At 57.9% G+C, this 12,031-nt stretch carries 11 protein-coding genes and 4 pseudogenes; 9 read left to right on the top strand and 6 right to left on the bottom strand.

Going from position 1 to position 12,031, the window contains the following annotated elements; genetic code table 11:
- The first annotated feature begins 122 nt into the window (after window positions 1-122).
- The 4 genes and pseudogenes from CKW40_RS37945 (at window position 123) to CKW40_RS37930 (ending at window position 3,297) form a co-directional block, all read left to right on the top strand.
- Window positions 123-752: a response regulator gene (locus tag CKW40_RS37945; protein ID WP_095204779.1), complete on the top strand. Its 630-nt coding sequence runs from the start codon at window positions 123-125 to the stop codon at window positions 750-752.
- 5 nt (window positions 753-757) lie between these two features.
- Window positions 758-1,458 (top strand): annotated as a pseudogene (locus CKW40_RS37940) (FkbM family methyltransferase).
- A complete protein-coding gene (locus tag CKW40_RS37935; RefSeq protein WP_143748462.1) occupies window positions 1,448-1,993 on the top strand; it encodes a putative pterin-binding protein in 546 nt (181 codons plus the stop codon). Before CKW40_RS37940 ends, CKW40_RS37935 begins: the two are co-directional and overlap by 11 nt.
- A complete protein-coding gene (locus tag CKW40_RS37930) occupies window positions 1,990-3,297 on the top strand; it encodes a sensor histidine kinase (protein WP_095204777.1) in 1,308 nt (435 codons plus the stop codon). The genes CKW40_RS37935 and CKW40_RS37930 overlap by 4 nt, the downstream gene beginning before the upstream one ends.
- A gap of 129 nt (window positions 3,298-3,426) precedes the next feature.
- On the opposite strand, the gene CKW40_RS37925 is transcribed toward CKW40_RS37930, so the two are convergent.
- A complete protein-coding gene (locus tag CKW40_RS37925; protein ID WP_244571458.1) occupies window positions 3,427-3,897 on the bottom strand; it encodes a helix-turn-helix domain-containing protein in 471 nt (156 codons plus the stop codon).
- Window positions 3,898-4,754: 857 nt separating this feature from the next.
- Here CKW40_RS37925 and CKW40_RS37915 point away from each other — a divergent pair.
- Window positions 4,755-5,213 carry a hypothetical protein gene (locus CKW40_RS37915; RefSeq protein WP_095204775.1) on the top strand — a complete coding sequence of 153 codons (459 nt, stop codon included), beginning with the start codon at window positions 4,755-4,757 and terminating at the stop codon, window positions 5,211-5,213.
- A 330-nt stretch (window positions 5,214-5,543) separates the two neighbouring features.
- On the opposite strand, the gene CKW40_RS37910 is transcribed toward CKW40_RS37915, so the two are convergent.
- The 3 genes from CKW40_RS37910 to CKW40_RS37890 all read right to left on the bottom strand — a co-directional run bounded on the left by CKW40_RS37910 (window position 5,544) and on the right by CKW40_RS37890 (window position 7,584).
- Complete coding sequence (locus CKW40_RS37910; protein WP_095204774.1) at window positions 5,544-6,137, bottom strand: RES family NAD+ phosphorylase; 594 nt, start codon at window positions 6,135-6,137, stop codon at window positions 5,544-5,546.
- 80 nt (window positions 6,138-6,217) lie between these two features.
- A complete protein-coding gene (locus CKW40_RS37905) occupies window positions 6,218-6,403 on the bottom strand; it encodes a hypothetical protein (RefSeq protein ID WP_095204773.1) in 186 nt (61 codons plus the stop codon).
- 938 nt (window positions 6,404-7,341) lie between these two features.
- Window positions 7,342-7,584 (bottom strand): hypothetical protein, encoded by a 243-nt coding sequence (locus CKW40_RS37890; RefSeq protein ID WP_095204770.1) that lies wholly within the window; start codon window positions 7,582-7,584, stop codon window positions 7,342-7,344.
- Window positions 7,585-8,180: 596 nt separating this feature from the next.
- On the opposite strand from CKW40_RS37890, the gene CKW40_RS37875 reads away from it, so the two are divergent.
- Complete coding sequence (locus CKW40_RS37875; RefSeq protein ID WP_095204768.1) at window positions 8,181-8,390, top strand: hypothetical protein; 210 nt, start codon at window positions 8,181-8,183, stop codon at window positions 8,388-8,390.
- Here the strand turns inward: CKW40_RS37875 and CKW40_RS37870 are convergent.
- Window positions 8,367-9,437: pseudogene (locus tag CKW40_RS37870) on the bottom strand (sensor histidine kinase). The gene CKW40_RS37875 and the pseudogene CKW40_RS37870 sit on opposite strands and share 24 nt — an antisense overlap.
- A 335-nt stretch (window positions 9,438-9,772) precedes the next feature.
- Between CKW40_RS37870 and CKW40_RS37865 the strand changes: the two are divergent.
- Window positions 9,773-10,177: a MarR family winged helix-turn-helix transcriptional regulator gene (locus CKW40_RS37865; RefSeq protein WP_095204767.1), complete on the top strand. Its 405-nt coding sequence runs from the start codon at window positions 9,773-9,775 to the stop codon at window positions 10,175-10,177.
- Here CKW40_RS37865 and CKW40_RS44960 read toward each other — a convergent pair.
- A pseudogene (locus tag CKW40_RS44960) lies at window positions 10,150-10,336 on the bottom strand (DUF4158 domain-containing protein); the annotation flags it as partial. The gene CKW40_RS37865 and the pseudogene CKW40_RS44960 overlap by 28 nt on opposite strands.
- A gap of 239 nt (window positions 10,337-10,575) precedes the next feature.
- Between CKW40_RS44960 and CKW40_RS37855 the strand changes: the two are divergent.
- Both CKW40_RS37855 and CKW40_RS37850 read left to right on the top strand, forming a co-directional pair.
- On the top strand, window positions 10,576-11,673 hold the full coding sequence (locus CKW40_RS37855) for an IS1595 family transposase (protein WP_095204766.1): 1,098 nt from the start codon (window positions 10,576-10,578) through the stop codon (window positions 11,671-11,673).
- Window positions 11,670-11,899 (top strand): annotated as a pseudogene (locus CKW40_RS37850) (hypothetical protein). The gene CKW40_RS37855 and the pseudogene CKW40_RS37850 overlap by 4 nt, the downstream one beginning before the upstream one ends.
- Window positions 11,900-12,031 lie beyond the last annotated feature (132 nt).

Here is a 12,031-nt window from a genome sequence, read left to right as displayed (position 1 = left end):
ACATCGGTCAGACACAGATACCTCGGGAGGTGAGGAAAAATAGGGATGGGACCATCCCTTTTTTGAAGCGACCATTTCTGAAAGACAGGGCGGGGGCGCCTGCATAGAAGGACTGGCTTTCAATGTTTCGTGCCCTGGTGGTCGAAGACCAGACGCTTATGCGCCTGGCTCTGATGAATGAAGTGCAAGCAAGCTTCGAAAAGTGCGTCGTCCTGGGCGCGGAAACGCTGAACATCGCGACCGTTGAGCTTCAAAACGGCCATTTCGATCTTGTCGTTATCGATCCGGGCTTGCCCGGTTTTGATCCCACTTCACAAGGCGATCGCGTCGCTGTCGTCGACCGGATCATCGAGGCTTCACCCAGTGCAATCCATATTGTCGTAACCGGTTCCGACAACCGTTGCGAGGCAGATGGTTTCCGGCGAATCGGCGCCGCCGCCTATCTCGGCAAGACCGGCCTTGCGCCCGGCGTGTTCAACGACGTTCTGGACGATATTTCCACCAAGGGATTCTCCTTGCGCCTATCGCGGGCCGTCATGACCAAACCCGATTACCGCTTTTCCGTTCTTACGCCGCGCGAGCAGGAGGCCATCGACATGATGGCGCACCGCGCACCCGGGGTGAAACGCAAGGAGATCTTTTCGCTCATGGCCGATCGGCTCGCCATTGATGCCGGCTCGGCCGAGAAATATTACAAGCAGGCACGCGCCAAGCTCATGCGGCAAGGTCACCCGCTCCCACAGGGGCTATGATGGCGATGGCCTCTCTAACCGTACATGGGATCAAGGTCCCCGTGAACCGCGGGATGTTTCGCCGGTCATTTGGCGAGCGCTTCAAAGCCAGAGCTATGAAGCGAAGGAAGCGAAGTGGATCTTCAGGGCGGTCAAGGCGTGCGATCGCGTACTGGAGCTAGGGTCCGGCATCGGCATCATCACCGCACTGATCGCGAAAATCCCCGGCGTTCAGGTATGGGCTTTTGAAGCAAATCCGGCAACAGCGGAACTAGCCAAGCGCGTGATAGCGGCCAACGATCTCGACAATGTCACATATTCCCAGGGTATCCTAACAGCGGGCCCGCCGCGGCCCTTCACCTTCTACGTTCGCCGCGACCTTTGGATGTCTTCCACGGACAAAGACCAGGGACCATACGAGCGCGAGCTTTCGATCCTCTCGGCGGACGTCGATCGTTTCATCACTGATCATCGAATAAACGCCCTCGTCATGGACATTGAAGGTGCTGAGAAAGAACTTCTGCAGGATGCCGAGCTGCCCGGCGTCGAACGCATCTTTCTTGAGTTGCACGACCATCTTTATGGCCTTGACGGCGTCCGCAACATCACGCTTGCCCTGGCAGAAAAGGGATTTGCCTACGATCCGCGCGGTTCCCGAGGACCTTGCGTGCTCTTCGCCAAGAACGATGGACCCCGCGAATACGAGGATGTGGAAGATGTTGCGTAATGCTCTCGCCGTCATATTTGCGCTAGCCATTCCGCTCGCCAGCGCCGCCGAAGAAATTCCCCTCGATCCCAACCAAGTATCGGTTCAAGACGCCAGTGGCAAGACCATCGCGGTCTTTTCGGTCAAGCAGCTGCAGGCAGAGTTTCCGCAACAGACCTATGACACGCGCACGCCCTGGACGAGCGACAACGAGAAAATCGAATATCGTGGGCCACTACTTGCAAACGTGCTTGCCAAGGCCGGAATCACCGCGGCGCAGGAGGTCAAAGTCGTCGCCTTTGACAATTTCGTTTCCGATATTCGTATGGACGAAATTCGGTCATATAATCCGATCCTGGCGGTCGAGCGTCGTTGCAACGAGAACGAAAGCGCCAACCCGCATTGCGCGCCGGGCCAGGATTTTCGCCCGATCAGCATGGTGGAGAAAGGCCCCATCTTCATTGTTTGGCCCTTCGACCAATTGCCCGCTTCATATGTTCCCGCAAGAAATTCGATCTGGGTGTTTTTCCCAGTCATCCTGCGCGCCTCGCAATGAAGTTGTTCAACGGCCGTTTGCTCACTGTTCTGCCGTATCTCGGCATGGCTGCAGCGCTTGGGCTGAGCGCTTGGACATTCATCCAATCGAACCGCTACCGTCAGGAGACGGATGCCATCCTCAATCAGACTTTCGAGATTCAGTGGCGCGCGGCACAGATTCGCGAGCGCCTTATACGGGTCTATGGCTATCTTCGCATTGCCGACGAGACGGGGAAGCTTGATGCGGACATCGATCGACAAATGGCGTTGGTGAGCGTCAACGTCGCGCAGTTGGAAAACCTGCCCTATCTGAACCGCTTTTTTCCCGACCACGATGCCGAGCTCTTAGGCGGAATTCGCCTCAGCCTCGAACAGAAAATTGCCCCTCTTGTTTCAGCGCGCAAGAACTACAGCCAGGCCATTGCCGACATGGCCAAGCTGGAACAGTCAATTTACGAGATTTCCAGCTCTACCGTTGATCACAGTGCCACCTTGCAGCAGACAGCCAGCATCGACATCGCGGCCTCGCGCAACTGGTTCATCTTCGCGATCGCGCTTGGCCTGGGCGCCACCTTCTATCTTGTTATCCATCAGCGCTATGCGCTAGCCAATCGCCGTGACCAGCATATGCGCTCGTTCGCTTCGCTGTTCGCGCATATGACCCGATCGCGTATTACCGCCTTGAGGCTTTTTCTTGAGCACGCACAACCAGACATGCAGCCGAGCGGCGAAATGCTTGAAGCTGCGCGCAGTGCTGCTGCTGAACTGGAATCGATCACCAACGGTGTGCTTCAGATCGCCTATGCACCACGAGATTCAAGCACCATGGCGCTCGGCCGACTGCTCGAGGATCTCACGCGCGATCGCAGCAGTTTGGTGCAAGTCTTGGTCGATCCCAAAGCGCGCCTGCACCCTGTACCGGCGGCGCCGTTCCGGTTGGTGGTCAACGAGCTGATAGAAAACGCTCTGGCCGCGTTATCCACTGTCAGAAACGAACGAGTTCTCATCTCCGCCACACTCAAGCGACACCCATTCCTCCCGCGCAGTTATCTCATGCTAGAAGTGACGGATAAGGGCACAGGCATGCCACCTGAAATCGTTGCAAAAGCGACGACCCCATTCTTTTCAACGCGGGCTGGAAATCATACTGGCCTTGGACTGACCGCATGTTCCCAGATGGTCTCGACGCTGAAAGGAAGACTTATTATCGACAGCGCACCCGGTGCCGGCACAACCGTAGGAATCAGGATTCCAGTGCACTCGACTGCCGCCACTTCATGGCAGTCGTTCCTCAGCCGCGGGCGAAAAGAAGCTAGTGGGTAGAGTTGCCCGATCCGAACCAACTCTGCTTTTGCATCTGACGAGGTCAGTTTCCATTTTCAACTGAACCCGTTCGCGAGAACAAGATCGCTACCGTCGTTGCCTCCTGGACGGGCTGGTTGTGCAGGTGTCTCATGTCTCACTGAGATGAGTACCTGCGCGCCCGGCTGGGTTAATGACGGGTGGATCAGTTGTTGGCGGAATTTTGTCGGAAAAGAGGAAGGTCGCTGGATCAAGCCTCAACGCTTTGGCGATCGCGGCAATCGTGTCGACGCTGATATTGCCGCTCGCGCGTTCCAATTTCATGTATGTCGCCTCCGCCACGCCGATGAGCTCGGCCATCTCATAGCGGTGCAAAGTACGTCGTTGTCGCTCAAAATCGATGATGTGTGCCAGCCTCTTGCGGATCGCATTGTCGTCCAACCGGTGCGCCCATTCCGGAACTTTCTTGCCGCCGGCCAGCAGTCCTGCAAAAGACAGTTGCAAGCCGTTTGCCATGATCTGCAGCGTCGTCAATGTGACGTTGTTTTTCTGGCGTACGGTCTGGATGTAGGTTCGATAGGCCAGTTTTTCGCCCTCGGCGGTCCGAAACAGTTCGGCCATGTGCATATGGGATAGGCCGCGTCTGGCTCTCTCCCGCTCAAGCGTCTGTGCAATGTTGGCGCGCAACGGGTTGTTGACCACACCTCCGTCGTCTCGTTTCATAAATCGATGTAGTCGCACAAACCTGCCTTTTCGACCTGTCCTTTTTCGCGCGGATCATCCATAGTAAACTGTCAAATTCGCAGCGAGGAAAGGCTATGACCATACTCAAATTCCTACTAGGGGGTGCCGTCGCCATCGCGGGCGCCGCAGCTCTTCCATCCCAATCAAAAGCGTCGGAATGGGGCTGCCAGGTCCTCCTATGTCTTTCCGGGGACTGGCAAGGCACCCCGTCGTGCCACCCTCCAATTTACAAGTTGATTGCGGCGATGGAAGCCCCGGGTTTTAATTGACCGACCTGTCCGCAAGCCAACTCCAGCGCGGCGAGATTTGAGAAGTATGAGGATTGTCCGTCTGGCTGGCAAGCAGTTGGCAGCTCCGAATCCGATCGGCCGGGCTTAGGTCCAGAACGGAATATCTGCCGCATCGCTGCCGATAGGCTCTCCTGGCCCGTTGATTTCAAAAACAACGCCCTCGGCGGGCATCATGGAGACGGATCACGTCCGGTCCAAATCGAAATCAACGGTAAGTTGGTGACGGCAGAAATCCAGAGCACGGGCAACGATAGAGGGCATTCCGCTGGAAATGGTCCCACCTACTTCACCATCTCTCGACCGATGCGAGAAAAACCCTGGTTCATCGAGTATGACGATGCGAACGGCATACGCCAGAAAAGCTGGTTTAACCTCAACATGCCATAGGCAAGGCGATCACTCAGGAAGGGTCGCTATGGGGGTCACAATTCAGGGAGGTTTGTAGTGTTCAAGGTGCTTCTCCTGTCCACTGTGATTTTGAACACAGGCGCTGTGTTGACAGCGGCTGGTCAGAGCGACAAGCCGCGATCAAACGTGGACAATCCTATGTGGCCCGCTTCACTAAAATGGGACTGCAACACAGCTACCAAAATCGTGTGCGAGCGTGATGGCAGTTGCTCGGCGGCTGAGGACCACACTGGATTTGTGCTGAACTACGGCAGCAACGAAGCCGAGTTTCCAGCCGGCAATGTCAGGATCAAACGCCACTATCAACAGACCGTGCAGGGGAGCCCTTTGCAGCAGGAAGTTAAAGTTGAACTGGCCGACAATCGCGTTCTTTGGCTGACGGCCGTGGATGCCAGCCGCACTTATTCGCAAGCGTGGGTCGGCGCACTGAGCGAGTTGAAGGGGGGCGCGGTTCTGATGGAATCCGAGGGGGTCTATTGCATGCCACACAAGTGAGTGCGCCGAGAGGGGAGGCGAACGAAGGACGACATGGTTTGATCTGGAACGCCTGCCCGATTGCTCAGAATAATTGAAAGTCTCCGGTCAACTTTAATCAAAAAGGACGGGGCAGCCTTAAGTAGCGCCTGTCTGTCAAATCAACACGTCGAGTGGGCGTTACTATTAGAAGCTGGGCTATTGGCCCTTGATGAGTATCATTAACACCTACTAGAGCCGTTTCTTTACTTTTAGAACGCGAAAAATAGTTACCATTACTGATGAAAGTCGCATAATCTATCTTATGGAACTAGCGAGGCAGTTGAAATATAAGCTCTATTTGGGTGCGCTCTATAGCAACCGCACATCCAGATCGAAGGTCTCGATCCGCTCGATACGGATCGTAGTCGCCGCCGGATGCAGGTGGTTGATGATCACATTCTGGTCGGGACTATCCGCAATCGGAACGATTGCAGACGGAATAAACAAAATAGCCGCCTGATTGCTCGCGAGCCACTCATCTCCGATCCGCTGCGTTGCCGCCTCCCGCCGACGCCAGTCCTGGGGAAGATCCGCGAGAGTGCGGCGTTCAATGGGCATCTCATTGGACACCTCATAAGTCACCATCGCGAGTGCCGGCAGCAACTCCGGGTCCTCAACATGGACGAGCTTTTCGAGAACGCACAGTGATGGTGACGTCGCGGCGTACGTCACGGGACGTCCCACCGTGTTCCACCTGCCATCGAAGCGCAGGCCGTAGCCGCGGCGCTGGCCTGGGCGAGAGAGATCGGCGACAAAGTGCGGGTCGAGGAAATCATGCCGAAGGTGAAGGGGCGCTGATTTTTCGAGCAGCGGACAAGGGCGGGGGGCTGGGGTTTTGCCCACCGGGCCTAACCGGCAAAACGGGTGCCGGCTGGCAAAGTTATAGGCCGTTCTCCGCTTCATTGGTATTTGCCGAACAGGAATGATAGCGCTGGTAGGTGGCCACAGGCGGGGCGCCATTACGCGCGGGATGCGAGCCTTTCCTAATTCTCCGCGTGGCTGAAGACAACAGCGCCGTTGTCCTTGCGAACCTCGACCGACACGACTCCATCGTCACCCTTTCGGGTCTGGAACATGGCGATTGCATGATCCTTCGCCGCCTTTTCGGCGTCAAAGGTCACCTTGTCTATGATGCCTTGTCTTCCATACCAGATCACAGTGTAGGCCATTGTTGCTCACCATGCTTCCGGCTGAAGCATATAGCAGTTCGGCCTGTCTCGCAGCCATATAGGCCTAATCGGCCCGAAAAGCCGTGCGGCAGCCGGGCCGTCTACACAGGCCACCAAGCCAGCGCCAGCACGACGCCGACGGAGAGCATGAAGCCAAGCCAGGCCGTCGCCCTGCCGACCATTGATTGACCTCAGCATGTCGAGGCGAAAGCTCTCAGGCGCGTTTCTTAGCCTGGCGCTCGGCCGCTCGCCGCTGCTGCCTGTCGATCAACTGCACGATGTTGTCCGCTCGCTGTCGGAAAGGATTGATTTTCTCGCCGATCGGATCGTCCCACACGCGCAGCGTTCGCGTGTTCGCGCCCTCGGCCGTTATGGTCGTTAAGTCGCATTAGCCGCCGAATCTATAGAGTTGCGGTGCAGTTGGATCGGCAGGATTCGATCCCTTCCTCTTGCGCATCATCTCGATGATATCCGCCCTAGGGCCTCACAGAATTGGGTCTCCTTCATGCGCGCAAAATCGATGCCCGACGCGAGCCACTCCTCGTTGCTGATGCCGCGTATCGGCCCGCCGACCACGACATCGCCGGCGCGTTCCGGTTTCCATTCTGACAGGCCTCCGTAGCCGTCGATGCTAGTGATAACTGGCCTTCCCATTAGCTTCCGGCCTCTGTTGTTCGAGGCAGAGATTCGCATGCGCCGGCCTGCTTGGGCATTCCGCATGTGTCCGCAGGTTTGGGGCCCTGCCGGTCGCGGTGATGGCTTCTACTTTGTGACTACTTTAGAGGATGGCCTTCGCGGCCATGACATTTGATAACAGGCGTCGAGGGAGCTTTTTGTCGATTGTTGCTAACGAAACCCTCATCTGGAAAGCTATGCGCTCGGGATGCCCAGGCACCTGAAATACCTCAGAACGTCATCGTGGTCGCGATCGTCCTGCCTCAATCGGGCAAGCACATCTTGGTCGCTATCAAGCGCCATGGCCAGCCCGGGGCACTGATGCGCAATGGAGCGCGGGCCACGGTCTGATTGGCCAACCCATATCGTCTGATCAGCCTGCGCAGAGTATCTTTGGTAAGACGGTGCTCACTGAACACCTCAAGGGCCTGCTTGACAGCGACGGCCTCCAAGCTGGGAATGTAGAGCGGCCGAAGCGCTGTTTTGGCGGCGAGCACATTGGTCATTCGGCGCATCGCGCCTTTGTCGCGGCTGCAATCCTGCCGGCGGCGCATGCATTGTTTTCGCAGGTCCTCTGGAAGATTGGGCGATCCTCGGTCGCCGGGCATGTCAGCCAGCCGTGTCGGATCCAGTCGTTTAGATGCTTGGGTTCGATCTGCCGGCCGCAAGCCAGTGTCTCGGCTGCCGACCTTCGCGCTTCTTGTTCGGCTTGGCGCTCTGCTTCGCGTGAAGCAGCCGGCATGGCGGCGATTGAACGTCCGATCGCGCATTTTCACCTCTCGCCAGCGTTTCGAATGGTTAGCTTTCCTCTACCAGTCTGCCAAACCCCATGACGCGAGTTCATTCGGCGCCCGATATTTAGGGAACGATATCGCAAGCCATGTGTTTGATAATCATGAGCACCATTGAACCCCACGGACTTCTGACACCGGAACTCGCCGCCCAGCAGCGCATCGAAAATAGCGAGCTCGCGCTTGCACGCAGTGAGGAAATGGTAGCCGAGAATATCGCGATGTGTGCCCGACTGCGGTCTGCGCGGCGCCATCTGGCAAAGGCCAGAGAGCCGCTCACGAAGATTGATCCTACCAGGACGAATTGATCCATGATGATCCCGACATTTCCGCTGAACCCCGAAATCGCCCGGAGCGGCCCGATTTATCGCGCGGCGAGGCTCGCGTTGCTGCAGCACGAGTTGATGTTCAGCTTCGAGGATACGGACACTGCGGCCGAGAAGGTCGAGCGAGCGGTGGCGAAGCTGGACAAGGCCAGTGGCGCTATGGAACCGGTGTCACGCCGCCCGAGGAACCCGTGAGGTAAATGTCGCCCTGGTCACCGACACGCTGGTGCCGTCAGCGTCGCTGACAACATCGACCCTGGCCTCCAACTGCTTCACGAGCGCCTCGACGATCGCCGTGCCGAGGCCGGTATTTGGCACATCGTTCGCGATCTTGCCGATACCATTGTCCGAAACCGTTAGTTTCCAGTCGCTACCGGCAGTCTCGTAGGTGACCTGAATACGGGCGCCGGCCCTCTCCGTCGGAAAGGCATACTTGATCGCATTGAGCACGAGTTCGGTGACGATCAGCCCAAGGCTGACGGCCCGTTGCGAGTCCATCCTGCCGTCTTCCGCTGTCACGTTGACGGCGATCGGCTGGGCTTCGCCGACCATGGACGAGGCCAGGCTGCTGCATAATTTCGGCAAATAGGAGCCAACGTCGATCTCATCGACACCGGCCGAAGTGTGCAGATGGCGCTGCACTTCCGCCACCGATAGCACGCGCTGATGAGCATCCTTGAGATGCTGACGCGTCTCTTCCGAGGTGACGTTGCGAGCCTTCAGCAAAAGGATGCTGGCGATGATCTGCAGGCTGTTGGCAACCCGGTGCTCCATTTCGCGCAGCAGCACGTCCTTCTGGTTGAGCAAATCTTCCGTGCGCTTGAGGAGTTCCTCCTTTTCCTTCTCGATCACACGGCGCGCCGTGATGTCATTGAAGGCGAGCAGGATGGTGATGGCTGAACTGTGGTCGTAGAGCACCTTACGGGCGTTGAGCAGCATAGTGCGACGCCCGATCTGCGGGAAGTCATGCTCGACCTCGAAGCCGTCCATCGCGGTCTTTTCGGGGGATGATCGTCTCGAGTAGCAGCCGAAGGGCGGGAATGTCCCACTGGCCATCGCCAAGTGCTAAAGTAGCGAGCCGCGCGTCTGCTCAGGGTCGACCTCGAAGGTCTGGCAGAAGGAGCGGCTGGCTGCCAGTACGCGGAACTGCTCGTCAAGCACGAGGAACGGCTCGGCGATCGTGTTGACGATCGCCTGCGCCAGCGTCTGCGCATCTTCGATATTCGCGATGGGATGGAACATGGGCGTAAAAGCCAAACGAGAGGCGTTGCGCCTCTCTAACATCTGACACTACACCGTTGCGGGTGGCGTGTCGCGAGTTGAATTGCCTGACGACTCAGGCAGTTCGGGGCCTGGAATTGCTTGCGCCACCTGGCGCGAATTGAAGGGATCAGGTTCTCCACGATACGGGTTGCAGGCTGGTGATGGCGACCGACATCGGCCGCGCCAATGCGGTTGCCCGCGTAGTCTCAGCAGCCGGGATGGACGTTGAGAATTAGTAGCGGTGGCGCACGGCCGCCGCTGGTCGCTCGTTGCCAAAACAGGCCGACGCGCGAGCGCTTGTTGCTGGGGAGGCCATGACCGAACTCGTCCTCGACCTTTTCCGGGTGAACAACTTGACTGTGACGTGGGGTGACCGGCTTGTGGCTCCGCTCGGACTGACCAGCGCCCGATGGCAGATACAGGGAGCCATCGTTGCCGCGGATCGTCCGCAGCCGGTGGCATGGCTGGCCCGCGATCTGGGAGCCAACCGGCAGAATGTGCAGAGCATCGTCAACGACTTGGAAAAGAACGGCTTCGTCAGGTTCGAGTCCAATCCGCATCATCGCCGGGCACAGCTCGTGGTGATGACCGACAAAGGCCAGCAGACTTATGACGCCGCCATCCGCCTGTATGATCCCCGCATTAATGCGCTGTCGGAGGGACTTGCCATCGAGGCGGAGGTTCATCGGCCGCCCGCATATCGCATCAGGCAGAGCTGAACGGCAAATCCGAGCTGATTGTGTTCTCGTCTGCGAAGTCCAATCTCAAGCCTTCTCAGCCGACGACAACGAATAGTGTCGGATGAGGCCGTCCTCATCAGTTGGTATATCGAAAAGTCTCTGTCGATCCTGAACCTTGAGAAGCCTGCGTTTACCCATCGCCCAACTCCATCCACGACTAATCTGCCGGGACCGTCGTCGAGTCGAACGGGCGAAGAAATCAAAACTGGTGCTCTGCGATGACAATCCACAGGGATCGGATGCTCAACAGCCGCATTGCCGTAGAGTTCATGATCCGTTCGCCTTAGCGTACGACGCCTTTATCAACCAAAGACAGCATTTGTGTTGAGATCATTGCCTTTTCGTGCGAAACTTTCGCATGAGCTAAGGAGACGCAAATGCCTGAGACATTGATCGAATTGCTATCTGGCATCCGCACTGTCGAGGACATGGTCGCAGCCTTCAGCGATGAGGACCATTGCCGGCGGTTATTGGAGGGCATGGTATGGCCGGATGGTCGGGTCTGCCCGGCCTGTGGCTACAAGCGTTCGATCGCCATAGCCGGCCGGGACATGGGAAAACGCCGCGCCCGGCCTGGACTGTATCAATGCTCGAGCGGCGATTGCCGGTTCCAGTTCACGGTGACGACGCACACGCCTCTGCATTCCACAAAGTTGCCGCTGCGCACATGGCTGAAGGCGATGTGGCTGCTGCTGCAATCGGACAAGGGCCTGTCCTCGGTGCGGCTGGCGGAAACTCTTGGGGTGAGCCAACCGACCGCCTGGCGAATAGGCCACGCGTTGCGTCTCATGGTGGCGCGGGAAAACATGTTGGCCGGCACGGTGGAGATCGACCACTTCCATCTCGGCAGCAGGCCAAGGAAGCGGCCCGACGAGCCGCCGCCGGGACGTGGCCGCAAAGGTCAGGCAAACACGGAGAAAACAACGGTTCTCGGCATGGTGCAGCGGCCCGCGGACAGGGTTCCCGGCACGCTTGCTGGCGATGCGCGCGCCGCGGTTGTCACCGATCTCTCATTGCGAGCGGCAGAACGTGCGGTCGAAACGCAGGTCTCGCCGGAGGCCCGTTTGATGAGCGATGAAGCGAAAGCATTCATGGCGATGGGCGAGGGCTTTACAGACCACGAGACGGTCAATCACTCCAGCCGCGAATATGTTCGCGACGCGGTTCACGTCAATTCGGTGGAAGGCTTCAATTCCCGGATCCGCCGCACTATCGCGGGAGTGTTTCATCACATCAGTCCCCAGCATGCCGACCTCTATTTCCACGAGATGGGTTTCCGCTGGTCCCAGCGCATCGTTACCGGTCAGGCGGTCAGGAAGACACGGCGTGGCCGCCAGGTCGTGCGAACTCTTTGGTCACGTGTGTCGCCAGCGCTGCAATTGATGCAGGTCTTCCGATTCGCTACCGGGCGTCAGATGCGCAGAAGCCCGGATGGCGGAATCACCATCAAATCAGCAGTAGCTGTCTTTGGTTGATAAAGGCGGCGTGTCTGGGAAAGCAAATCTTGTTCCGGCCCCATGTTCTTTATGTCTGGCAGGCCTACGACCTTGCTCCGGAATTCCCGACGCTGAAAGGCTTTCTCGGCTTCTTGGAGCGCGAACTGGACGGCGCGCTGCATATTCCGTGCGCGTCGCCCACCATCGCTTGATCAAACCATCTGAATGGACCCGATCGACGGCGTCTTGCCATTCAGTGAGATGAAGCGGGCCCGTCGGAACGGGTCCTTTCGCTTTCCTCTTCCGGCTCCAGCATCTCGATCAGCGCGGCAATTTTGGTGCCGGGCAAAGGACGGCCTTCGCCTATCAGGGCCTCGTCATTGACCAACCAGGCGAC

The sequence above is a fragment of the Mesorhizobium carmichaelinearum genome, from assembly GCF_900199455.1.
Classification (GTDB): Bacteria; Pseudomonadota; Alphaproteobacteria; order Rhizobiales; family Rhizobiaceae; genus Mesorhizobium; species Mesorhizobium carmichaelinearum.
Note: the sequence above shows the minus strand (reverse complement) of the source record. Positions and strands in the feature narration are given on the sequence as shown.

Bases quoted from the DNA above. Each gene is read 5' to 3' on its own strand.
- CKW40_RS37865 (WP_095204767.1), top strand. From the start codon at position 9,773: ATGACCGAACTCGTCCTCGACCTTTTCCGGGTGAACAACTTGACTGTG.
- CKW40_RS37905 (WP_095204773.1), bottom strand. From the start codon at position 6,403: ATGGCCTACACTGTGATCTGGTATGGAAGACAAGGCATCATAGACAAG.
- CKW40_RS37935 (WP_143748462.1), top strand. From the start codon at position 1,448: ATGTTGCGTAATGCTCTCGCCGTCATATTTGCGCTAGCCATTCCGCTC.
- CKW40_RS37925 (WP_244571458.1), bottom strand. From the start codon at position 3,897: ATGGCCGAACTGTTTCGGACCGCCGAGGGCGAAAAACTGGCCTATCGA.
- CKW40_RS37855 (WP_095204766.1), top strand. From the start codon at position 10,576: ATGCCTGAGACATTGATCGAATTGCTATCTGGCATCCGCACTGTCGAG.
- CKW40_RS37945 (WP_095204779.1), top strand. From the start codon at position 123: ATGTTTCGTGCCCTGGTGGTCGAAGACCAGACGCTTATGCGCCTGGCT.
- CKW40_RS37930 (WP_095204777.1), top strand. From the start codon at position 1,990: ATGAAGTTGTTCAACGGCCGTTTGCTCACTGTTCTGCCGTATCTCGGC.
- CKW40_RS37890 (WP_095204770.1), bottom strand. From the start codon at position 7,584: ATGACCAATGTGCTCGCCGCCAAAACAGCGCTTCGGCCGCTCTACATT.
- CKW40_RS37875 (WP_095204768.1), top strand. From the start codon at position 8,181: ATGATGATCCCGACATTTCCGCTGAACCCCGAAATCGCCCGGAGCGGC.
- CKW40_RS37910 (WP_095204774.1), bottom strand. From the start codon at position 6,137: ATGAAGCGGAGAACGGCCTATAACTTTGCCAGCCGGCACCCGTTTTGC.